A 22,845-nucleotide genomic window follows, 5' to 3' on the forward strand; every position below is an offset into this window, starting at 1 on the left:
TTATGGCTCTTCCCAAGATTTCAGAAGCTAGAGAATTAAGTGATGAAAAACTAGCTGAGGAAATAGTCGCTGTTAAGAAACAACTATTTCAATTACGCTTGCAAAAAGCCACCAGACAGCTAGAAAAACCTCACCAGTTTAGACACGCCCGCCATCGCCTAGCTCAACTGTTGACAGTAGAGGGAGAACGGAAACGGGCAGCAAGTCAATCGACTCAAGAAGCAAAGTAGGAGATTATGGCAGTCAAAGAACGAGTTGGCTTGGTAGTGAGCGATAAAATGCAAAAAACCGTGGTTGTCGCTGTAGAAAACCGAGCTCCTCACCCCAAGTACGGCAAAATCGTAGTTCAAACCCGGCGCTATAAGGCTCACGATGAAGATAATAACTGCAAAGTGGGCGATCGCGTGCGGATTCAGGAAACTCGACCCCTGAGCAAAACTAAGCGTTGGCAAGTTACAGAAATCCTTAACGCTAAAGCTACAACATAAATGGTTGTTATAAAATTAACAACTCTAACCGGGAGACTAAGTTGTGATTCAACCCCAAACTTATCTGAATGTCGCAGATAATAGCGGTGCCAAAAAACTCATGTGCATCCGCGTATTAGGCGCAGGTAATCGTCGCTATGGTGGCGTAGGCGATAAAATTATCGCTGTTGTGAAAGAGTCTAACCCCAACATGGCTGTTAAAAAGTCTGATGTTGTGGAAGCAGTAATTGTTCGCACCAAGAAAAGTATTAATCGTGACAGTGGTATGAGCATTCGTTTTGATGATAATGCCGCAGTCATCATCAACAAAGATGGCAATCCCAGAGGTACACGGGTGTTTGGACCAGTGGCACGGGAATTACGCGATAAAAACTTTACCAAAATAGTTTCTCTCGCGCCGGAGGTGCTGTAATGGCAAAGCCAAAACCTAAAGTGTTTCATAAAATGCACGTCAAAACCGGCGACACTGTACAAGTGATAGCCGGTAAAGATAAAGGCAAAGTGGGAGAAGTGATTAAAGCACTACCCCAAGACAGCAAAGTTATTGTTAAAGGTGTCAACATTAAGACCAAGCACGTTAAACCTCAGCAAGAAGGTGAGTCTGGTCAGATTGTTAACCAAGAGTATCCTGTTCATAGTTCCAATGTGATGCTCTACTCCACCAAGCAAAACGTCGCTAGTCGTGTCTGCTACACTTTCACCGCTGAAGGGAAGAAAGTGAGAATGTTGAAAAAAACAGGTGAGATTTTAGATAAATAAGCCTGTAACCAGGTTGAGATTTTAGATTTGAGTAGATTTAAAGATATTCAATCCAAAATCTAAAATCCAAAATCTAAAATTCCCTGACCAAGCCCAGGGATAATCAGGACAAATAACTATGGCGACAACTAGACTCAAAACTGTATATCAAGAGACAATTGTCCCCAAACTAACCCAACAGTTTCAGTACACTAACGTACATCAAGTACCTAAAGTGGTGAAAATCACTGTTAACCGGGGTTTGGGTGAAGCTGCTCAAAATGCTAAAGCATTAGAAGCATCTTTAAACGAAATTGCCCTGATTACTGGTCAAAAACCAGTAGTGACAAGAGCAAAAAAGGCGATTGCTGGCTTCAAAATTCGTCAAGGTATGCCTGTTGGCATCATGGTGACTCTCAGAGGCGAACGGATGTATGCCTTTCTCGACCGTCTGATCAGCCTCGCATTACCTAGAATCCGCGACTTTCGTGGTGTTAGCCCCAAAAGCTTTGATGGGCGAGGTAACTATACTCTAGGTGTACGAGAACAGCTAATTTTTCCAGAAGTCGAGTACGACAGCATCGATCAAATCCGTGGTTTAGATATCTCTATCATTACCACAGCGAAAAACGACGAAGAGGGTCGTGCCTTACTTAAAGAAATGGGAATGCCCTTTCGCGATCAATAAGTTCATCTAAAGAGGGAACGATGGCGGCTAACGACACAATTGCAGATATGCTGACGCGCATCCGCAATGCTAACCTGGCAAGGCATCAAACAACACAAGTGCCAGCGACAAAAATGACTCGTAGTATTGCCAAGGTACTACAACAAGAAGGCTTTATTTCTGAAGTTTCAGAAGCCGGAGAAGGGGTCAAGCGTAACTTAGTAATTTCCCTGAAATACAAAGGTAAAAATCGCCAACCCTTAATTACAGCACTGAAGCGTGTAAGTAAACCTGGTTTGCGGGTTTACTCTAACAGAAAAGAATTACCAAGAGTGCTAGGTGGCATCGGTATTGCCATTATTTCTACATCCAGTGGGATTATGACCGACCGTGAAGCGCGTCGTCAGAACTTGGGTGGTGAAGTGCTTTGCTACGTTTGGTAATCAAGAAGATCAGGAGTATGGCTAACGCCACGCTTCGCTATCAGGAGTTCAGGAGTTCAGAATTTTTTCAGGGTTATTAACCACGACTCATTCTCGTACTCACAACTCATAACTGACAAAGGACAAAATTAAGTCATGTCTCGTATTGGTAAACGTCCAATTACTGTTCCCGCCAAAGTACAAGTGGCGATAGATGGCACAAAGGTAGTGGTAAAAGGTCCAAAGGGAGAACTTTCCCGTGATCTACCCGCCAATGTCATAGTTTCTCAGGAAGGCGAAACTTTGTTGGTAACTCGTCGGGATGAAACCCGTACTTCCAGACAAATGCACGGTCTAAGCCGTACCCTGGTTGCCAACATGGTTGAAGGAGTATCCCAAGGTTTTCAACGGCGCTTGGAAATTCAAGGGGTTGGTTATCGCGCTCAAGTTCAAGGCCGTAACCTTGTATTGAATATCGGTTATAGCCATCAGGTACAAATTGAACCACCAGACGGAATTCAGTTTGCTGTAGAAAATAACACCAATGTCATCGTCAGTGGCTATGACAAAGAAGTGGTAGGTAACACAGCAGCTAAAATTCGTGCTGTCCGTCCACCTGAACCCTACAAAGGTAAAGGTATTCGCTACGCCGGTGAAGTGGTCAGACGCAAAGCTGGTAAGACTGGTGGTAAAGGTAAGAAGTAAATATGAAACTCACTCGCAGAGAATCAAAACAGCGTCGTCATCGGCGCGTGCGTGGTAAAGTTAGCGGTTCCCAAGAACGACCACGGTTAGCTGTATTCCGGTCTAATGAGCATATTTATGCTCAAGTCATTGATGATACACAACATCAAACCATTGTCGCAGCATCAACTGTAGAACCAGAGTTGAAATCTAACTTAGCTTCTGGTGCTAACTGTGATGCCTCAGCGCAAGTTGGTAAGTTGATAGCAGTGCGTTCCTTAGAAAAAGGTATTACCAAAGTCGTTTTTGATCGCGGTGGTAACCTCTATCATGGTCGCATCAAAGCACTAGCTGAAGCAGCACGCGAAGCAGGTTTAGATTTCTAAAGTCATCTGTCAGGGAACAGGGAACAGGTAACAGTAATAACTGAAAACTGAAAACTGGCAACTGGCAATTGACTAATGACCAATGACAGCTAACGTTGAGAGAGCATGAATTATGGCAACGGGTCGTCGTAAAGCAAGTAAAGCAAAAAAAGAAGAAACCAACTGGCAAGAACGGGTAATTCAAATCCGTCGTGTTAGTAAAGTGGTTAAAGGTGGTAAAAAACTTAGCTTCCGGGCAATTGTCATCGTTGGTAACGAACGCGGGCAAGTTGGTGTAGGAGTGGGTAAAGCTTCTGATGTGATCGGGGCAGTTAAAAAAGGTGTGGCAGATGGCAAAAAACATCTGATTGAAATTCCTATCACCAAATCTAACTCTATTCCTCATCCTATTGATGGTATCGGCGGTGGTGCTAAAGTTATCATGCGTCCAGCCGCACCCGGTACAGGTGTAATCGCCGGGGGTGCAGTACGGACTGTATTAGAGTTGGCAGGAGTACGTAATGTTCTCGCTAAACAATTAGGCTCTAGTAATCCTCTGAATAATGCTAGAGCCGCTGTTAATGCTCTATCTACACTGCGGACATTCGCGGAAGTCGCTGAAGATAGGGGTATTGCTGTAGAGAATCTCTATATTTAGTAACGCTTTGAGATTGGATTTTTCATATAAAATCCATAAGCACAACGAGATTATCAATCCCAAATCTAAAATCCCAAATCAAAATGAGACTCAACGATGTTAAGCCCCAAAAAGGCTCAAAAAAACGCCGTAAGCGTGTAGGTAGAGGTATTTCTGCCGGTCAAGGTGCTAGTGCAGGTCTAGGTATGCGGGGTCAAAAATCTCGCTCTGGTAGTAGCACTAGACCAGGTTTTGAAGGTGGTCAACAGCCGTTGTACCGTCGGATACCTAAACTCAAGGGGTTTCCCGTCGTTAATCGTAAAGTTTACACTACGATAAATGTAGAGAAGTTGGCCTCCCTACCTGCTAATTCAGAAGTAACTTTGGCTTCTTTGAAGGAAGCTGGGATTCTTACATCTGTTAAAGGACCCTTGAAAATCTTGGGTAATGGGGAATTGGGCATTCCGCTCAAGGTGCAAGCGGCAGCTTTCACAGGCCAAGCTCGTAGCAAAATTGAGGCAGCTGGCGGAAGTTGTGAAGTCTTAGACTGAGCCAGGAAACAGCACTCCCAGCTAGTCAACTCGCTTCCAGCGCCTGGTTAACTATAAAGGTAGCACTCTATGATCAGTCGAGACAAAGCCCCAACGGCTCAAGAAACTTTTATGCAGATGGCGCAAGCAGCTGGACTGAGAGGAAGGCTGCTGGTCACAGTCGGTATTTTAATTTTGGTTCGCCTGGGCATCTTTTTACCAGTTCCAGGAATTAATCGGGAGAGATTTGCAGAAGCTATATCCGGCAATAATTCCATTTTCGGTTTATTGGATATATTTTCGGGACGGGGACTCTCTACACTGGGGGTATTTGCTCTGGGGATTTTGCCCTTTATCAATGCGTCTATTATCATCCAATTGCTGACTGCCGCCATACCTTCTTTAGAAAACTTACAGAAAAATGAAGGGGAGGCAGGACGGCGGAAAATATCGCAAATTACCCGCTATGTGACTGTTGGTTGGGCAGTTGTTCAAAGTACGGCTTTTTCAGCATTGTTCTTACAACAATTTGCCGTTAATCCTGGACCAGTTTTTGTGGCAGAAACGGCGATCGCTCTCACTGCTGGTTCAATGTTTGTCATGTGGGCATCGGAACTGATCACAGAAAGAGGTATTGGCAATGGTGCATCTTTGTTGATTTTTGTCAACATTGTTGCTTCTTTACCTAAATCTTTAGGCGATACCATTGACTTGGTACAAGTTGGCGGCCGGGAAATAGTCGGTCGTGTGATTGTCCTCGTACTGGTTTTTATAGCTACCATTATCGGTATTGTGTTCGTGCAGGAAGGAATGCGGCGCATTCCCATTATTTCTGCACGTCGTCAGGTAGGTCGGCGAGTTTTGGCAGAACAGAGGAGTTTTCTACCTCTGCGCCTCAACCAAGGTGGTGTGATGCCAATTATTTTTGCCGCTGCTATTCTCAGTTTGCCACTGCTAATAGCCAATTTCACTAAAAATGCTGAATTGGCAAATATCGTTAATACTTATCTAAGTCCCAGTGGTTCTGGTTCTTGGGTTTACGCTTTGGTGTACATGGTTTCCATTATCTTCTTTAGCTACTTCTATTCTTCGTTGATTCTCAACCCTGTAGATGTGGCGCAAAACTTGAAGAAAATGGGTTCTAGTATTCCCGGTATTCGTCCCGGTAAGGCTACCAGTGAGTATATTGAGCGTGTCAGTAACAGATTGACTTTTTTAGGCGCACTCTTTTTGGGCTTAGTGGCTATTATTCCCACGGCTGTAGAAAGCACTTTAAACGTGCCAACTTTTAGAGGGTTGGGTGCTACCTCTTTATTAATTTTAGTGGGCGTGGCAATTGATACGGCAAGGCAAATTCAGACCTACGTTATCTCTCAACGCTATGAAGGAATGGTGAAACAATAGTGACGCGATTAATCTTCTTGGGACCACCGGGTGCGGGTAAAGGAACTCAGGCTAAAGCCTTGGCTGATTTTTTAAATATTCCTCATATTTCCACTGGGGACATTTTACGCCAAGCCATTACAGACCAAACAGATTTGGGGAAAAAAGCCCAAGAATACATGGATAAGGGTGATTTAGTTCCTGACAAACTTGTAGAAGATATGGTTGAGGAACGACTCCAAAAACCAGATGCAGAACATGGTTGGATTCTTGATGGCTTTCCTCGCACAGTTGCCCAAGCAATTTTCTTGGGAGAACTGTTGGCAAAAATGGAGAAGGACGAGGAAAAGGTGGTTAACCTGGATGCACCCGATGACATTGTTATAGATCGGTTGTTGGGACGAGGACGTAAAGATGATGCTGAAGATGTAATTCGTCATCGTCTGGATGTTTATCGCCGAGATACTGCACCACTCATTAAATATTATGGCGATCGCCATAAACTTTTAACTGTTAACGGTAATCAGTCCCAAGAAGAAGTTACCGCCGAATTAAAAAAGGTCATAGCTGTTTAGGGGATGAACAGGGGAAATAGAGGAGCAAATATCCCAATCCTCAATCCCCAGTCCCCAATTCCTTTTAGCTAAGATATATTAATAAACTGTTGATATATTTCGCAATTTGTGTATTCTTACCGATTGCATTTGTGGCAACGGAACAGAAAATTGTCGAGTTGAGGAAAAAATTTGTCTAAACAAGATTTGATTGAAATGGAAGGGACTGTCACCGAATCATTGCCCAATGCAATGTTTCGTGTGGACTTGGACAATGGTTTTAATGTTCTAGCACACATTTCCGGTAAAATTCGCCGTAATTACATCAAAATTTTACCTGGTGATCGGGTCAAGGTGGAGTTAACTCCCTACGACCTGACAAAAGGCCGAATCACCTATCGACTACGGAAGAAATAAAACTATGTAGAGAATCTTACCATAAATCAGCCAATTTGGGATTTACCCATTTGCTTAACTGAAATAATTTCCCTAGAAATGCTATAATTTACTATTTGGAGTCAATTAGAACAGGCATGAAAGTCAGAGCCTCAGTCAAAAAAATCTGTGAAAAATGCAACGTGATCAAGCGCCGTGGTCGCGTTATGGTGATTTGTGAAAACCCCAAACACAAGCAACGTCAAGGATAAAACTCTGATTACCAGAGCTTTGGTGCAGCAAAAAATCACCATCAAAAACCAAGAATGTGATTAATTATCACGATCTGCTAAATGCGAGCAAGAACAAAAGAGGGAGACATTCATTGTGGCAAGGATTTCGGGAGTAGACCTACCCCGCGATAAGCGCGTAGAGATTGGTCTAACTTACATTTATGGAATTGGGTTAACAAGGTCGCAAGAAATCCTAGCGGCTACTGGTGTGAACCCAGACACCCGCGTTAAAGACCTGAGTGATGCTGATGTAGCGGCTTTGAGAGCCGAAATAGAAAGTAATTATCAGGTAGAAGGTGACTTACGCCGTTTGGAGGCGATGAGCATCAAGCGTCTAGTGGATATTGGCTGTTATCGTGGCCGTCGTCATCGCATGGGCTTACCCGTCAGAGGACAAAGAACCCGCACCAACGCCAGAACCCGACGCGGCAGAAGACAAACAGTGGCTGGTAAGAAGAAAGCCCCTGGTAAATAAATAAACTTTCTAGGCTTGCTCATGGCAGCAAGTTTTACCTTAAATTCACCAAACAAATATGGCAAGACAACCAACTAAAAAAACCGGGAGCAAAAAGCAGAAACGGAACGTACCTAACGGCATTGCCTACATTCAGTCTACTTTCAACAATAGCATTGTCACCATTACCGATCAAAATGGAGATGTCATCTCCTGGGCAAGTGCTGGTTCAAGTGGATTTAAAGGGGCAAAAAAAGGAACTCCCTTCGCAGCACAAACCGCCGCTGAAAGTGCAGGCCGTCGCGCTATGGACCAAGGAATGCGTCAAATTGAGGTGATGGTAAGTGGACCTGGAGCCGGTCGAGAAACTGCGATCCGGGCGTTGCAAGGAGCAGGATTAGAAATTACCCTAATCCGTGATATTACCCCTATTCCTCACAATGGCTGCCGTCCACCTAAGCGCCGTCGAGTTTAAACACTGTCAGAATTCAGGAGTCAGTAGAGACGTTCCACCGGAACGTCTGTACAGGAGTCAGAAAGTTTGAGAAATCCGTAGATGATCAAATAGTAATTTTTGGCGTAACTGTTAAGAAGCTGACCGCTGATAGCTGAATGCTTACTAAGCATTAACTGTTAAACACGCTCAGGCAGAAAGTTCATGCTCAGGGAAATCACCGCCAAGGCAATCTGGGAAATATAAAGTAAACTTCAGAAGCAATTGGTGATTAAAAAGCATATCAGCCCTCCCAATGGGAAGGCTGCTCAACTTTCAAAAAAACAGAAAAACAGAATATTAACATGCCTGCGGATTGAATTGGCAAACCAAACTATCACTAATTTTATATGTTGGCAGTTTGATCCACCACAGTCATAGATCAGAGCATAAAGTGAATTTGATAGGCAAATTAATTGCCTGATAGCAGCACCTTGAAAGGGAGGCTACTCCGTGGCGCAGTTCCAAATTGAATGTGTAGAGTCTAATACAGAGGAAAGTCGCAGCCATTACAGTAAATTTGTCCTCGAACCCTTAGAACGTGGTCAAGGGACAACTGTAGGTAACGCATTGCGGCGGGTTTTGTTGTCCAATTTAGAAGGGACGGCAGTTACAGCAGTAAGGATAGCTGGGGTTAGTCATGAGTTTGCCACAGTTCCTGGTGTCAGGGAAGATGTGCTGGAAATTCTCATGCGCATGAAGGAAGTGATCCTCAAAAGCTATTCTTCTCAACCCCAGATCGGTCGGTTATTGGTTAATGGTCCTGCAACAGTCACTGCGGCACATTTTGATTTGCCTAGTGAAGTAGATGTGATTGATCCTACCCAGTATGTAGCTACTTTGGCTGAAGGTGGCAAACTGGAAATGGAATTTCGCATTGAAAGAGGTAAAGGTTATCGTACTGTAGAACGGGGTAGAGAAGAAGCCACTTCCCTGGACTTTTTGCAAATTGACTCGGTATTTATGCCGGTGCGAAAAGTAAATTATAGCGTTGAAGAAGCCCGTGGTGATGGTACTCTTAAAGATCGACTGTTATTAGAAGTTTGGACTAATGGCAGCGTTTCACCTCAAGAAGCACTATCTTCAGCGGCGGGAATTTTGGTAGATTTATTTAACCCGTTAAAAGATATCTCCTTAGAACCTACAGATATGGGTTCAGATATCCCAGACGATCCAACTGCTCAAATTCCCATTGAAGAATTGCAGTTGTCTGTCCGTGCTTATAACTGTCTCAAACGAGCGCAAGTTAATTCCGTGGCAGATTTGCTGGATTATACCCAAGAAGACCTCTTGGAAATCAAAAACTTTGGTCAAAAGTCGGCGGAAGAAGTAGTGGAAGCTTTACAGCGTCGTTTAGGCATTACTTTACCGCAGGAAAGAGGTTCTAAACCAAACTAATTTTATTTTGTAATAATTTCAAGTGCATTATTATGCGTCACCGTTGTAAAGTCAAAAAACTTGGTAAACCCACAGACCAGCGTCGTGCTTTATTGCGATCGCTCACCACTGAGCTTATCCGTCATGGTCGTATTACCACAACTTTAATCCGTGCTAAAGTATTGCGGAGTGAAGCGGAAAAGATGATCACCCTAGCTAAAGATGGTTCTTTGGCAGCACGTCGGGAAGCTTTGGGTTATATCTACGATAAATCCCTAGTTCATGCTTTGTTTGAGCAAGCACCTACTCGGTATGCTAACCGTCAAGGTGGTTATACTCGCATTCTGCACACCGTACCCCGTCGCGGTGATAATGCAGAAATGGCGATTATTGAATTAGTTTAAAGTCAAAGGGAACAGGAAATAGGGAATAGGGAACAGGGAATAGGGAAGATATAAACATTATAGAGCTATTGCCTTTTGCCTTTTGCCTCTTGCCTTTTGCCTCTTGCCTTTTACCAAACCCAGTATGTTAGAAAGCCGCCAGCCAACACCAACTTATCGAGTAGCCTTGGTCATTCAGTATCTAGGTACTAATTTTCACGGCTGGCAACGGCAAAAGGCGCAGCGAACAGTCCAAGAAGAGATAGAAACAGCTATAGCTACTGTTCTGGGGTATCACGTGACACTTCACGGCGCAGGGCGAACTGATGCCGGAGTTCATGCAGCTGCTCAAGTCGCCCATTTTGATGCTACAGGTTATATACCCGCACACAAGTGGGCAACAGTTTTGAACAGTTACCTACCTCCAGATATATTAATCAGGGCTTCGGCGGGTGTAGATGACCGTTGGCACGCTCGCTTTAATGCAGTGTATCGTCGGTACAGATACACAATCTATACTGAAGCTCTACCAAACTTGTTTGTGAACTCCTTCAGTTGGCATTATTATTATGCTCCCTTGGACGAAAATTTAATTCAAGCTGCCCTGAAACCTCTGCTGGGAAAACATCATTTAGCGGCTTTTCATCGTGCGGGATCAGCGCGATCGCATTCCTGGGTTGAAGTACAAGCAGCAGAATGTTATCGAAAAGGTTCATTACTCCATATTGAAATTCAGGCCAATGGATTTTTATATGGCATGGTGCGGTTATTAGTAGGGATGCTGGTAGAAGTTGGTTCTGGAGTGCGATCGCTCGAAGATTTCACCAACATCTGGCAAACAGAAAACCGGGAAAAAGTGAAATACGCCGCACCACCTCAAGGCTTATGCTTGTTAAGGGTAGGATATCCTGATTTTCCCTTTCCCCAGGAAATTTGGTACGACACCCAACCATATTTAGTGTTTGGTCAGGATAAATAGGTGACAGGTGACAGTGAAGGATCAAAACTAACCACTAATTACTGAAAGCTGATTACTGAAAGCTGATTACTGACCACTCAAAACCGACAAAGGAAAAATAACAATGAGTAGTAAAACTTACCTTCCTCCTCAAGAAAAACTTGAGCGCGAGTGGTATGTAGTAGATGCCACCGATAAACGCCTGGGTAGACTAGCAAGCGAAATTGCTATGGTTCTCAGAGGCAAAAGAAAAGCTGAATATACACCCCACTTAGACACTGGTGATTTCGTAGTTGTGATCAACGCCGAAAAAGTAGCAGTTACCGGTAAAAAACGCACTCAAAAAGTTTACCGTCGTCATTCTGGCCGTCCTGGTGGAATGAAAACAGAAACCTTTGCTAAATTACAACAACGTTTACCAGAACGGATTGTAGAACACGCTGTGAAAGGGATGTTACCTAAAAACAGCTTGGGTAAACAATTATTCACAAAGTTGAAAGTTTACGCTGGTCCTACCCATCCCCACGCAGCACAAAAACCCAAAGAACTAATTGTTAACACAATTCCTGGAGAAAATTAATAATGGCAACAGTAGCAGAAGCTAATAGCGGTCGCGCTGTGTACTGGGGTACTGGCCGCCGTAAGTCCGCAGTCGCACAAGTACGTTTAGTTCCCGGTGAAGGTAAATTTACCGTTAACGGCAAAGATGGAGAATTATACTTCCAATTCAATGCCAACTACTTAGGAGCGATCAAAGCACCCTTAGAAACCTTGGGACTAGAAAGCGAATATGACATTTTAGTAAAAGCTGAAGGCGGTGGTTTAACCGGTCAAGCTGACTCTATTCGCTTGGGTGTCGCTCGTGCGTTGTGTCAATTAGATCCTGATAACCGTTCACCTTTGAAAATCGAAGGTTATTTAACTCGTGATCCACGAGCTAAAGAACGGAAAAAATACGGTTTACACAAAGCTCGCAAAGCTCCTCAATACTCCAAACGATAAAGCTGGAGGCAGGAGGCAGAAGGCAGGAGGCAGGAGGTATACCAAATTTTACCCAGTCCCCAGTCCTCAGTCCCCAGTCACCAATCCTAGTTATAATTTTGATAGAGAAACACCACAAAAGGAAAAATGGCTAAACCTGATATTCATCCCCAGTGGTATCCAGAGGCTAAGGTCTACTGTAACGGTCAAGTTGTGATGACTGTTGGTTCTACAAAACCGGAATTGCACGTAGATGTTTGGTCTGGAAACCATCCCTATTACACTGGTACTCAGAAAATTATTGACGCTGAGGGTCGTGTGGAACGCTTCCTCCGCAAATATGGTATGTCTGGCGAACAAGGCAGTAAAAAGAAAAAGTAGCTGGTTGGCTATAGCTTGTGCTGGCATGATGCCCGCACCACAAGGACCCTGCATGGTTGTGGGGTCACTTGTCATTTTATGCTTGAGCCAACTTGTTATTTTTTAGGAGCTTGTATAGTCGTTATGGCAGAATCATATTTACTGGAGAAACTAAAATCTGTTGAACAAACTTTTCATGAATTAACTCGCCGTTTGGCAGACCCAGATACGGCGAAAAATCCTGATGAGTATCAAAAAATTGCTAAGTCTCGTTCTTCTTTAGAAGAGGTTGTTAATACTTACGAAACTTGGAAAACTGCCCAGGAAGAATTAATTGGGGCGCGTCAAATTCTTAAAGAGTCTAATGGGGATCCAGAGTTGCAAGAAATGGCAGCTTTGGAGGTGAAGGAATTAGAAGATAAGATAGAACATCTGGAAGACAGGTTGAAGATATTGCTGCTACCTCGTGATCCGAATGATGATAAAAACATCATGTTGGAAATTCGCGCTGGGACTGGTGGTGATGAAGCGAGTATTTGGGCGGGTGATCTGCTGAGAATGTATTCTCGCTATGCTGATACTCAAGGTTGGAGAGTGAAGCTAGTCAGCGAGTCTCTGGGTGAGATGGGCGGTTTTAAGGAAGTAATTCTGGAAATTCAAGGTGATAGTGTTTACAGTAAGCTGAAGTTTGAAGCTGGTGTTCATCGTGTGCAGCGTGTTCCAGCAACAGAGGCGGGGGGTAGGGTGCATACTTCTACCGCTACTGTGGCTATTATGCCAGAAGTGGATGATGTAGAGGTGCATATTGATCCGAAAGATATTGAAATGACTACTGCGCGTTCTGGTGGTGCGGGTGGACAAAACGTGAACAAGGTGGAAACGGCGGTTGACTTGATGCACAAACCGACTGGTATCCGCATTTTCTGTACTGAAGAACGGAGTCAGTTACAGAACAAGGAACGGGCGATGCAAATTTTGCGGGCGAAACTCTATGAAATGAAGTTGCGGGAACAACAGGAAGCTGTAACTTCGATGAGGCGATCGCAAGTTGGTACTGGTTCTCGTTCAGAAAAAATCCGCACTTACAATTATAAAGATAGTCGGGTGACTGATCATCGTTTGGGACAGAATTTCACTTTGAATCCTGTTTTAGAAGGTGATATTGAAACCTTGATTCAATCTTGTATTTCTCAAGATCAACAGGAACGTTTAGCAGAATTAGCTGCTGCTAATAATTAATTTTTAGCTTTAAATATTTGCTAAAACCGCTTATTTTGTTGTTGTTTTTTACAGGAATAGGCGGTTTTTTTATGATTTTGTTTCGCGCAATCTCCGTCAAGAGATCCCGCAGGGTAGGCACAAAGGAGCAAAGGCGCGAAGTAATGAACCAAGTTCTGCGAAGCAGTTCCCGAAGGGTAGAGAAGAGGGTTTGAGAGAGATTTTTTGTGAAGTGTTAATTATGTTATACAATTATATGCTAAATCAATAATTTTTATTATACTAATTTCCAATTTTATGAATTTTGAGCAAAGACAGGTGGGATTATTTGGAATACTTCATTCTAATCGAGATTTTTCTCAACCAGAAAGCTGGGGTAAAAATCAATTTAATAATTCTTTTCCCGCATCATTAGCTTGTTATATGTACGATCAAGGGATGAAGCTGAATTATTTAATATTGGATAAAAACTTAAAAATTCAGCATCAAGAAATAGATGTAACTCATATAGTTGGTATTCCTCCTCTTTCTCCTAATCTATTTTTCTCCTTTGAAAGTGATTATGTACCCTATAGAAAAATAGTTACAGGTAAACTTCCAAGAGTTGATTTGGTAACTCACGATATTAACAAAAATAATGCTTGTTTACGAAGTATAGAAATTAAGTTAACAGCATTACCTGATAACTCAACTTATCGTTTACCAGATGATCAATATGGTTGTGAAATTGTTACTAGACCAGATACTATTATTTATCTTGCTCTCAGTATTGCTCATGAGTTTGAAAATTCGAGAGATAAGCTACTAAATTATCTTCAACCTGTTTGTAGTCAAATCAAAGATTGGTCAAGTATACGTCAGGTATTACCTTTTATACCTCAAATTGTAAATTGTTTAGATACTTTATTAAGTGAAAATCTTGAAATTCAATCTCCATTAGTCATGCAACCAGTATGGAAAACTATGGGTAAAACTTCTAAACTTTATGAAAATTGCTTAGATATTTTCGTTTGGAGTAACTTTGGATTTACAAGACTTTTTGTTGATATTACTAAACGATTGACTAAATCTGAAGAAACTATACAAAGACCTATGCGTTCTGTGGTATGGTTGGCAAAGATGTTATACGAATTTGCTCTTATTGGTAAAATCAATCATAAATTAGTGGTTGATACATTAACCTATAACACTAAGAATGATAAAGCTTTTGCTTTAAGTGGTGCAAATACTCGTCCATATATGACTTGTGACAATTTGATTCAACCAAGAATTACGAAACAAGAAATTAAGAATATAATTTTGGGAGGAGGGCAAAACTTTTTAAGTCCTGAGCGTAGATTTGACGCTATTATCTTGAGTAATCCTGATATTTTTGATGATATATTATAGAAATATAATGAATGAATACATCAAGTAGATTATGTTAAAAGTTATAGATTTATTCTCTGGATGTGGTGGTTTATCATTAGGTTTCCAAAACAGTGGATTTGAAATTGTTGCTGCATTTGATAACTGGAAACCAGCAATAAATGTTTATCAACAAAATTTTAAACATCCAATTATTGACTATGATTTGAGCCAGGTAAATAATAATTATTCTCCTTTCAAAAAATTCTCACCAGATATCATTATGGGGGGTCCACCATGTCAAGATTTTTCTAGTGCTGGTAAGCGTAATGAAGATTTAGGTAGAGGAGATTTAAGTATTACATTTGCTGAAATAGTAGCTAATGTTGGGAGTCAATGGTTTGTGATAGAAAATGTAGATTTATTTAGGAAATCAAAAAAATATCAAGAATTTAGGCAAATTCTCAAATCTGCTGGTTATGGTTTAACAGAAAAAGTTTTAGATGCTAGTCTATGTGGTGTTCCCCAAAAGAGAAAAAGATTTTTCTGTATAGGAGAACTTGGTGGTAATGATGATAATATCCAACCTTATTTAGAGGCAAAATTATCTAAAAAACCGACAACTATTAAAGATTATTTAGGAAATAGTTTAGGGATTCAATATTATTATAGACATCCTAGAAGTTATCAAAGAAGGGCTATTTTTAGTATTGATGAACCTAGTCCTACTATTAGGGGTGTAAATAGACCAATACCTAAAAATTATCAACAACATTCGGGAGATGTAGCACCAGTAACACCAGATTTACGTCCTTTAACTACTATTGAAAGAAGTTATATTCAAACTTTCCCGGAAGATTTTATTTTCTCAGGTTCAAAAACAGACTTAGAACAGATGATTGGTAATGCTGTACCTGTTAAGTTAGCAGAATATGTCGCTAATTGTCTCTTAATGTATATTCGAGAACAGGATAAACATAAAAATTATCATGTTTCTTGGTTAAGCTGTCGGTAGGATTTACCATCAAGAAACTTCAAGTGTGTCAATTTGTTCAACCCAACCTTACTTTTCATACTTATATGTAAATTTTTTTTATGCCTTATCAAAAGGATAAAAAACCAGGTATCACAGATGATGATTCATGAATGAGTAAGTAAATGTCACTATCACAATTCCGCGAAAATATTACTCAGTTAATTACAACCGCAGAAACTATGTTAGGTTCACCACGTAGTGGTAAACCAGAAGAAAATACTAAAAATAGTCTCATTGTCCCTGTTTTAGATGCTCTCGGTTATACTTCAGAATACCGGACTTTAGAAGGTGTAATTCGTAGTTTAATTGGTACTACTACATGGGTGGATTATTTGCTGCGTAATGAAGTCGGAAAACATCCTAAATTGCTGTTTGAAGCTAAAAGTTTATGGGATAAAAATATCTGGGAAGCTAATGAAAAACAAGTATTAGATTATATCAGAAATTATAGTTTAGATATTGGTACACAAGAGCCTGTTCTTTGGATTATTTTATCTAATTTTCGAGAATGGCATATTTTAAGATTACAGGATCGCAAACCTTTTTGGTCTTTTACAATGGAGGATCTGAAAAATGATCCTGAATTGCTTAGTACATTATACAATTGTTTAGTCCGGGAAAATTTATCTAGTAATCGGTTAGAAGCTTTTTATAGTGAAAAATCCAGAGAAGAATTAGGGGCAAAATTTCTAGCAGATTTAAAAATTTGGCGAATTATTATTGCTAATGGTATTAAAAAATCTCACCCTGATTTAAGTTTAGATCAAATTCGTGAAGCTGCCCAAATTATTCTGAATCGGTTTCTCTTAATTAGACTTTTAGAAACATTTAGCCGAGAAATGCCATTTAATTATCTGGGTAGAGTTTATTATAACTGGCAGCAAACTTTTCCTGATTTACCTTTTATTGAAGAATTAAGGCGTGCTTTTCGTCATACATGGGTGGGATATAATACTGAATTATTTCAACCTTCCTGGATTGATGAATTAAGCATTGATGTTGAATATTTAGAATCAATTATTGTGATTAATGCTGTTCCCCAACAGGGAATACTTTATCCCATTACAGGAACATTGGCTAATTATCGTTCAATTTATAACTATGATTTTACAACTTTAACTCAGGATATTTTAGGTACTGCTTATGAACAATTTTTGGCTCATCAATTAATTTTAGAAAATGATATTATTCAAATATTAGAAAACCAAAAAACTCGCAAAAAAGAAGGTATTTTCTATACTCCTAATTATATAGTCCGTCGCATTGTTCAGCAAACTTTACAACCTTTAGTAAAACCGAAAATTGATCAAGCTATTGAATTACTAGCAGCAGGTGAATTACAACAAGCTTATTTAGTAGCAACTTCGGTTTTAGAAATTACAGTGCTTGATCCTGCTTGTGGTTCAGGTTCATTTTTATTAGGTGCATTTGATTATTTATTAACAGAAATTAAACGTTATAATCTAGCTTGTCAAAATGCCAAAATACCCGCAAATTTTGATTTATTTAGTCATGTAGCACCCCAACCAATTATTAATCCTGAAGAACAAATTTTAGTAAAAATGCTGCATGGAGTAGATCGAGATCCCCAAGCGGTTTTATTAGCAAAATTATCATTATGGACTAGGTTATTACGTGCGCGACCAGGTGAATATGGTAGACGCAATGGTTCTATTTATTCCCATCTCCCTGCACTAACTTTAAATATTCGTGTTGGTGATAGTTTAGTTCATAGTCCTGCTAATTTACAACCTTTTGAAACACAATTAGCAATAGTCGCAGATTTGGCTAAAATTGCTAGAGATAATACTCAAACGGAAATAGAAAGAAATCAAGCGGTTAGTAATTTAGAAACTAGAATTACAGCAATTAATCAAGAAATTAATCCGGTTTTAACTGCTTTTTTTGCTAGTGATGAAAGTATCAATTCGGTAGTTAATTTAATTAAAAATCGAGATGCTGAAGATAACGAGATAGCAGAAATTAGAAAGTTAATCATACAAGAAAATCATTCAGAACAAAGTTTAGAAAATGGTTTAAAAAATTGGGGTTTAAAAAATTGGACTTCAGGAGAATTAGCAAGAGTCAAATCTGAATTAATAACTTTATCAACTGCGGTTGAGGAAGTTGTACTAAAAAAACCATTTAATTGGGAATTGGAATTTCCCCATATTTTTGATCCTAGATTACCAAAATCAGCAAGAGGATTTTCTGCAATAATTGGTAATCCTCCTTATTTTAATGTTGATGCTACCTTTGGTAGAGGTGCATTGGAATTAAAATGGTTAAAATTTGCTTATTCTGATATTTATACTGATAAAACAGATATTTTATTTTATTTCTTCCGTCGGGGTTTTGATATTTTACAGGAAGATGGTCATTTAAGTTTTATCATTTCTCGTTCTTTTATTCAAGGTGATAAATCTAGAAGTTTACGAGAATTTATTTGTAAAAATACGAAGATAATTAACATTATTGATTTTTTAGGACATCAAGTTTTTCAAGCGGGAATTGCTACTTGTATTATGCAATTGCAAAGGAAAAATCCTCAACCAGAAGATAGTTTTACTACTTTTTATGTTCTGGATTTGGATATTGTAAAAAATACTTTTAACAGTGATGATGATTGTTTAAGTTTAACTCATGGTGTAACTCAGGTAGATATTAAACAATCTGATTTAGATGATGATCGTTGGCAAATTTCACCCTATAGTCATATTTTTCAAAAAATTGATAAATCGGGTATTAAATTCAGAAATATAGACTGGGTACGTTATACAGAAAGTATTACTACAGGTCGTGATTCTATTTTTGAAGGTGAATTTAAACAAAGATTTCCTGATGAATATTATTTACAAAGAGTTGCGATTTCTGATATTAATTCCTATGGTTGTGAACCACCAGATACACAAATCTTGTACTATACTCATCAAACAGAATGGGAAGAATTACCTCAGTCTGTCAAAATCTATTTACAGGAAAATCGTTCAGAATTAGAAAGCAGAGATGTTTATAGAAATAAAACCAGTAGTTATGAGTGGTTTCATTTGCATCGGCCACGTTACGGAATGAGAGATGCAAAAATTCTCTTTCCCCGTCGTGCAAATTCTAATAAGTTTTTTGTTGATGAACAGGGAATTTTGGGTTTTAAAAGTGATGTAGCTGCTTATATCAAATGTGAAAATACTGATGTTAATATCCTTTACTATATTTGTGCTTTACTTAATTCCCAAGTTTTAGAGTTTCGCTATCGTGCATTAGGTGGAATTGGTAAACTTACAGGTAAGGGAATGTTTGAATATTTTGAAAATCAAGTTGGTGATTTACCAGTTCCCTCATTTAATGATGAAACAAATAATGATGACACAAAATCTGATTATCAAGAGTTAGTAAAATTAAGTCGTGAAGCGCATGAAATTTGGCAAAATCGCTATCAAATTATCACGACTTATGAAGATAAAGCTGCGAAAATTCCCAGCAAAGAAGTATCATTAAATGAATATCATAAATTAACTGGTGATTATGCTATTGACATTGAATGGGAAAGTGCTAATGCAAACGCAGAAGGACATTTATTAGCATTAAAAATTGAGCCAACTGCAAATGGATATATAATATGGGGAGAAGTAACTGATGATGAAGATTGGAAAGAAGGGGATAGAGAATGGATAGAAATAGCTAACGTCAATATTCGTAATTCTTATTTACGGAGATATCTGTTAGCAAGATTAATTTATTTAACTGAATTTGATGCTTCTTTCCGTCGCAAACAAAAATTATCACGGGAAATAGGAAACTTAGTGAATATTGCTTTTGACGTTATTAAAGTTAAGAGATATGATCAAGATAGATTTAGTAATCTTCGTACTTTAGAAGTGATTGCAAATAGAGTTTCACAAGAAGTAGGTAGAGCAGATTTAGAAACAGTTTTACTGAGACAAATAGAAATTAGAAATCAAATTGATCAAATTGCCTATCGAATGTATAAAGTAGAAGAATATGTAAATATTATCGAGAAAGCTTTAAAAGTTGTGTTGTAAGATGAATCACTAGAAAATTTATTTCCCATCATAATCTAGAAGATAAAATTTGAGATAACCCACATAAACATTTAACCATTAAACTTTGCGTACTCCTCTGCGCCTCTGCGCCTCTGCGTGAAAAAAAACTCTATCTTTTATAACCACTGTCCACCACGAAAACGCCAACGGGGAAAAATAATTCTCATTAAACTTTGCGAACTCATAAAAACCGCCAACCAAACTACAGAATAATGTAATAAAAACGCCCCTATTGATAATTCCTCTTTTGGTATAGGTATAGGTAAAAAACCAAAAATCTTTACTCCACAAAACACAAATATCATCTCCCAAATACCTGCAAAAAATTGATAAGCTGCTGGCCAGTCTCTATCCCAGCGTGATTTTTGTAGATAATTATAAACAACATCCCAACCTAAACCAAAGATAGCAACATAAGCAAGAATGAAAAAATAAACAATATTTGCACCAGAACCTATTAACCCCAGTGTAAAAGGTAAAGATACTAATACACCAACAGTTGCTAATAATAATAATCGAGTTTGCCAACGACCAAATAAAGTAGGAGTCATAATATTTCAAGGAGTCAGGAGTCAGGAGTCAGGAGTCAGAATATATAAAATCATAAATTTGTTGATTGAAAATAGATACCCGACTTGTTTAAGAAGTCAGGAATCTAAATATTAAGTGTGTTCTAATTTCAAGTGATAATCTACTTGACAATGATATTGAGATAGTTCTGACCAGTTGAGGACAGCTTCTAATAAGTCTTGATAACCAAGAGTGTTCGGATGAAGTCCATCTGCTGTCATGCGTTGACTTCTCCAGGTTTCATCATGTGACATCCATTGATCAAATATGTCTAGATAGGGAATCTTTCGTTGTTCACAAGCTTGACGGGTAGCTTCTTTGTAGCGATATTGGTCAGCATGATTGTAATATAAACAATCGAGAAAAGGCATTTTGCTTTCATCAACCGGGACCATACCGACAAAGAGGACTGGACAAAGTTGTTGTGCTTGATCTAATAATGTGGCGATCGCTGTTTCAAATTCCGCAAAATCTGTATAATTTTTGCCAGCGGGACGACCTAAACGGGGTGAGTCGTTAACGCCAACAGAGAGGATAATTAAATCAGGAACTCGGTTTCTAATTTCTCCCCGGTGACGAAATTCCACTTCTAACCGTTGTGAGACTTGCTGAGTGCGATCGCCCCTGACCCCTAAATTATAAAGCACATGACCCACACTATCCGGTAACATCCACCATCGGCGCAGTTGTTCTACCCAACCACCTTTTTCATAGTCTCCATATCCATATACTAAACTATCCCCCAAGGCGACTATTTTTAAAGGTTGACATAGTTTTGGCGTAATAGACAGCATTGAGGAGGAAGGTTTTACAGTTTGCATCTTAAACAAGAATGTAATTGATATCTCTACAATATTCTAGACATTATTACACTATTGTATGGTATATTTTTTATCTTTTATGCACAAAGTTAGAACCCAAAATCCAAAATTTCAAATTAGGACTATTAAACCAGGCACTAATTTGAAGTAGTTACGTCAAAAACGTAAGCATTCAACCGTCGGTTTCCGTCAGTACCTGAAATATGAAATACAAAGAATGAAAAGACACAGATGCAGATAAATAACATTCCTGAAATTAACCTGAAATTAAAACCTCTGAATCCTGGCTATTAGCTGTTTCCTGATTGCTGATAGCTGAATACTTACATTTTACACACCCTCAGAAAATATGAATCATAAATTACTTCGCAATTTTAGACAGCTGCATAAATGGTTAATTCAAACCTCTTACCCAAGAGTGAAATTCAATTTTTTTTCTTCATATTGGCAACATATAAAAACAATGAGTGGGCATCACAAATTTTTTAAAAGGTTGTTTCCCTTTTTGGTTTTAATTTCTTTTGTCACTGTTTTATTAACAAATACCTTTACACCCGTTAACGCCCAAATACCAAGACAAGAAATTAGAGGTGTATGGATTACCAACAATGATCTTAACGTCTTTAAAGATCGCACCAAAGTTAACGATGCTGTTACTAAATTGCGTCGGCTCAATTTCAATACTATTTATCCCGTAGTTTGGAATTCTGGTTATGTCATGTATCCCAGTAAGATAGCCAAAGATTTAGAAATTCAACCTTTTGTATTTCGTGGTTCAGATGGCCATGATATTCTTGCCGATGTAATTAATCAAGCCCATCGTCAAAATTTACTGGTAGTTCCTTGGTTTGAATTTGGTTTTATGACTCCGCAAACTTCAGAACTAGCATTAAATAAACCAGAATGGTTAACAAAAAAGCGGGATGGTAGCGAAACTTCTGTTAGTGCAGCCGGTGAAGTGACATGGTTAAATCCCTTTCATCCAGAAGTACAACAATTTATTACCGATCTCTTGGTAGAGCTAACATCAAATTATGATATTGATGGTATCCAGTTTGATGATCATACAAGTTTACCCCATGAATTTGGTTACGATCAATATACAGTTGATTTATATCGCCAAGAAATGGAAAAAGATCCCCCAGCAGATTCTCAAGACCCAGAATGGGTAAAATGGAGGGCAGATAAAATTACAGATTTCATGGTGAGACTTAATCAAAGAATTAAGCAAATCAAACCAAAAGTAATTTTTTCAGTTTCACCTAATTACTACGATTTTGCATATAAATTACAATTGCAAGACTGGTTAAATTGGGTAAGATTAAACATCGTAGATGAACTAATTGTACAAGTTTATCGTTCTGATTTAAACAGTTTTTCTGCTAAAATTTCCCGTCCAGAAATGCAAGAAGCACAACAACTAATCCCAACTGGAGTGGGAATAATGGCAGGTTTAAGAACTAGCCCCGTATCAATGCAACAAATTACAAATCAAGTGAGAACTGCCCAAAGACAAGGATTAGGTGTGGTTTTCTTTTATTATGAAACTCTTTGGAATAATGCTTCGGAGTCATTCAAAGACCGTCTTGCAGGATTTAAACAACTTTTTCCCTATCCTGCTTTACGATTAGCAGCAGAATAATTGTTGAT

29 protein-coding genes are annotated in these 22,845 nt (G+C 39.3%); 27 read left to right on the top strand and 2 right to left on the bottom strand.

The window, feature by feature from the left end; translation table 11 throughout:
• The first annotated feature begins 2 nt into the window (after positions 1 to 2).
• From rpmC to H6F45_RS04250, 26 genes are all read left to right on the top strand, one after another.
• Complete coding sequence (gene rpmC, locus H6F45_RS04125; RefSeq protein WP_096570367.1) at positions 3 to 230, top strand: 50S ribosomal protein L29; 228 nt, start codon at positions 3 to 5, stop codon at positions 228 to 230.
• A gap of 6 nt (positions 231 to 236) precedes the next feature.
• Positions 237 to 488, top strand: coding sequence for a 30S ribosomal protein S17 (gene rpsQ, locus H6F45_RS04130; RefSeq protein WP_096570369.1), 252 nt, complete (start codon positions 237 to 239; stop codon positions 486 to 488).
• Positions 489 to 531: 43 nt separating this feature from the next.
• Positions 532 to 900 carry a 50S ribosomal protein L14 gene (gene rplN, locus H6F45_RS04135; RefSeq protein ID WP_096570371.1) on the top strand — a complete coding sequence of 123 codons (369 nt, stop codon included), beginning with the start codon at positions 532 to 534 and terminating at the stop codon, positions 898 to 900.
• On the top strand, positions 900 to 1,247 hold the full coding sequence (gene rplX, locus H6F45_RS04140) for a 50S ribosomal protein L24 (protein ID WP_096570373.1): 348 nt from the start codon (positions 900 to 902) through the stop codon (positions 1,245 to 1,247). The genes rplN and rplX overlap by 1 nt, the downstream gene beginning before the upstream one ends.
• A 118-nt stretch (positions 1,248 to 1,365) precedes the next feature.
• Positions 1,366 to 1,914: a 50S ribosomal protein L5 gene (gene rplE / locus H6F45_RS04145; protein WP_096570375.1), complete on the top strand. Its 549-nt coding sequence runs from the start codon at positions 1,366 to 1,368 to the stop codon at positions 1,912 to 1,914.
• Between the two features lie 20 nt (positions 1,915 to 1,934).
• Positions 1,935 to 2,336, top strand: coding sequence for a 30S ribosomal protein S8 (rpsH, locus tag H6F45_RS04150; RefSeq protein WP_096570376.1), 402 nt, complete (start codon positions 1,935 to 1,937; stop codon positions 2,334 to 2,336).
• A 135-nt stretch (positions 2,337 to 2,471) separates the two neighbouring features.
• Positions 2,472 to 3,020, top strand: a complete 549-nt coding sequence (gene rplF, locus H6F45_RS04155) for a 50S ribosomal protein L6 (protein WP_096570378.1) — start codon at positions 2,472 to 2,474, stop codon at positions 3,018 to 3,020.
• Positions 3,021 to 3,022: 2 nt separating this feature from the next.
• On the top strand, positions 3,023 to 3,385 hold the full coding sequence (gene rplR, locus H6F45_RS04160) for a 50S ribosomal protein L18 (protein ID WP_096570380.1): 363 nt from the start codon (positions 3,023 to 3,025) through the stop codon (positions 3,383 to 3,385).
• 112 nt (positions 3,386 to 3,497) lie between these two features.
• Positions 3,498 to 4,022, top strand: coding sequence for a 30S ribosomal protein S5 (gene rpsE, locus H6F45_RS04165; RefSeq protein WP_096570382.1), 525 nt, complete (start codon positions 3,498 to 3,500; stop codon positions 4,020 to 4,022).
• Between the two features lie 83 nt (positions 4,023 to 4,105).
• Positions 4,106 to 4,552 carry a 50S ribosomal protein L15 gene (rplO, locus tag H6F45_RS04170; RefSeq protein WP_096570384.1) on the top strand — a complete coding sequence of 149 codons (447 nt, stop codon included), beginning with the start codon at positions 4,106 to 4,108 and terminating at the stop codon, positions 4,550 to 4,552.
• A gap of 69 nt (positions 4,553 to 4,621) precedes the next feature.
• The gene (gene secY / locus H6F45_RS04175) at positions 4,622 to 5,935 is read left to right on the top strand and encodes a preprotein translocase subunit SecY (protein ID WP_137665973.1); all 1,314 of its coding nucleotides are present in this window, start codon (positions 4,622 to 4,624) and stop codon (positions 5,933 to 5,935) included.
• On the top strand, positions 5,935 to 6,489 hold the full coding sequence (locus tag H6F45_RS04180) for an adenylate kinase (protein ID WP_096570388.1): 555 nt from the start codon (positions 5,935 to 5,937) through the stop codon (positions 6,487 to 6,489). The genes secY and H6F45_RS04180 overlap by 1 nt, the downstream gene beginning before the upstream one ends.
• Before the next feature lie 171 nt (positions 6,490 to 6,660).
• Complete coding sequence (gene infA, locus H6F45_RS04185) at positions 6,661 to 6,885, top strand: translation initiation factor IF-1 (RefSeq protein WP_006276978.1); 225 nt, start codon at positions 6,661 to 6,663, stop codon at positions 6,883 to 6,885.
• 116 nt (positions 6,886 to 7,001) lie between these two features.
• A complete protein-coding gene (rpmJ, locus tag H6F45_RS04190; protein WP_013191489.1) occupies positions 7,002 to 7,115 on the top strand; it encodes a 50S ribosomal protein L36 in 114 nt (37 codons plus the stop codon).
• Between the two features lie 115 nt (positions 7,116 to 7,230).
• Positions 7,231 to 7,611 carry a 30S ribosomal protein S13 gene (gene rpsM, locus H6F45_RS04195; protein ID WP_096570390.1) on the top strand — a complete coding sequence of 127 codons (381 nt, stop codon included), beginning with the start codon at positions 7,231 to 7,233 and terminating at the stop codon, positions 7,609 to 7,611.
• Positions 7,612 to 7,669: 58 nt separating this feature from the next.
• The gene (gene rpsK / locus H6F45_RS04200; RefSeq protein ID WP_096570392.1) at positions 7,670 to 8,065 is read left to right on the top strand and encodes a 30S ribosomal protein S11; all 396 of its coding nucleotides are present in this window, start codon (positions 7,670 to 7,672) and stop codon (positions 8,063 to 8,065) included.
• Between the two features lie 471 nt (positions 8,066 to 8,536).
• Positions 8,537 to 9,481 (top strand): DNA-directed RNA polymerase subunit alpha, encoded by a 945-nt coding sequence (locus H6F45_RS04205; protein ID WP_096570394.1) that lies wholly within the window; start codon positions 8,537 to 8,539, stop codon positions 9,479 to 9,481.
• A 32-nt stretch (positions 9,482 to 9,513) separates the two neighbouring features.
• A complete protein-coding gene (rplQ, locus tag H6F45_RS04210; RefSeq protein ID WP_096570396.1) occupies positions 9,514 to 9,864 on the top strand; it encodes a 50S ribosomal protein L17 in 351 nt (116 codons plus the stop codon).
• Positions 9,865 to 9,988: 124 nt separating this feature from the next.
• Positions 9,989 to 10,822, top strand: coding sequence for a tRNA pseudouridine(38-40) synthase TruA (truA, locus tag H6F45_RS04215; protein ID WP_137665971.1), 834 nt, complete (start codon positions 9,989 to 9,991; stop codon positions 10,820 to 10,822).
• A gap of 103 nt (positions 10,823 to 10,925) precedes the next feature.
• The gene (gene rplM / locus H6F45_RS04220) at positions 10,926 to 11,381 is read left to right on the top strand and encodes a 50S ribosomal protein L13 (RefSeq protein ID WP_096570400.1); all 456 of its coding nucleotides are present in this window, start codon (positions 10,926 to 10,928) and stop codon (positions 11,379 to 11,381) included.
• A 2-nt stretch (positions 11,382 to 11,383) separates the two neighbouring features.
• Positions 11,384 to 11,803, top strand: a complete 420-nt coding sequence (rpsI, locus tag H6F45_RS04225) for a 30S ribosomal protein S9 (RefSeq protein ID WP_096570402.1) — start codon at positions 11,384 to 11,386, stop codon at positions 11,801 to 11,803.
• A 126-nt stretch (positions 11,804 to 11,929) separates the two neighbouring features.
• A complete protein-coding gene (rpmE, locus tag H6F45_RS04230) occupies positions 11,930 to 12,163 on the top strand; it encodes a 50S ribosomal protein L31 (RefSeq protein WP_096570404.1) in 234 nt (77 codons plus the stop codon).
• Between the two features lie 123 nt (positions 12,164 to 12,286).
• Positions 12,287 to 13,381 (top strand): peptide chain release factor 1, encoded by a 1,095-nt coding sequence (gene prfA / locus H6F45_RS04235; protein WP_096572769.1) that lies wholly within the window; start codon positions 12,287 to 12,289, stop codon positions 13,379 to 13,381.
• Positions 13,382 to 13,657: 276 nt separating this feature from the next.
• Positions 13,658 to 14,749 (top strand): HindVP family restriction endonuclease, encoded by a 1,092-nt coding sequence (locus H6F45_RS04240; RefSeq protein ID WP_190346532.1) that lies wholly within the window; start codon positions 13,658 to 13,660, stop codon positions 14,747 to 14,749.
• A gap of 31 nt (positions 14,750 to 14,780) precedes the next feature.
• A complete protein-coding gene (locus H6F45_RS04245) occupies positions 14,781 to 15,722 on the top strand; it encodes a DNA cytosine methyltransferase (protein WP_190346533.1) in 942 nt (313 codons plus the stop codon).
• Between the two features lie 143 nt (positions 15,723 to 15,865).
• On the top strand, positions 15,866 to 19,783 hold the full coding sequence (locus H6F45_RS04250) for an N-6 DNA methylase (protein WP_190346534.1): 3,918 nt from the start codon (positions 15,866 to 15,868) through the stop codon (positions 19,781 to 19,783).
• A 137-nt stretch (positions 19,784 to 19,920) separates the two neighbouring features.
• On the opposite strand, the gene H6F45_RS04255 is transcribed toward H6F45_RS04250, so the two are convergent.
• Together H6F45_RS04255 and H6F45_RS04260 are read right to left on the bottom strand one after the other, a co-directional pair.
• Positions 19,921 to 20,355, bottom strand: coding sequence for a hypothetical protein (locus H6F45_RS04255; protein WP_096570415.1), 435 nt, complete (start codon positions 20,353 to 20,355; stop codon positions 19,921 to 19,923).
• Positions 20,356 to 20,466: 111 nt separating this feature from the next.
• Positions 20,467 to 21,195, bottom strand: coding sequence for a GDSL-type esterase/lipase family protein (locus tag H6F45_RS04260; RefSeq protein ID WP_190346535.1), 729 nt, complete (start codon positions 21,193 to 21,195; stop codon positions 20,467 to 20,469).
• Positions 21,196 to 21,658: 463 nt separating this feature from the next.
• Between H6F45_RS04260 and H6F45_RS04265 the strand changes: the two genes are divergently transcribed.
• The gene (locus H6F45_RS04265; RefSeq protein WP_236103946.1) at positions 21,659 to 22,837 is read left to right on the top strand and encodes a glycoside hydrolase family 10 protein; all 1,179 of its coding nucleotides are present in this window, start codon (positions 21,659 to 21,661) and stop codon (positions 22,835 to 22,837) included.
• The last annotated feature ends 8 nt before the right edge of the window (positions 22,838 to 22,845 follow it).

Origin of the sequence: Sphaerospermopsis sp. FACHB-1194 (genome assembly GCF_014696235.1) — a bacterium.
Classification (GTDB): Bacteria; Cyanobacteriota; Cyanobacteriia; order Cyanobacteriales; family Nostocaceae; genus Sphaerospermopsis; species Sphaerospermopsis kisseleviana.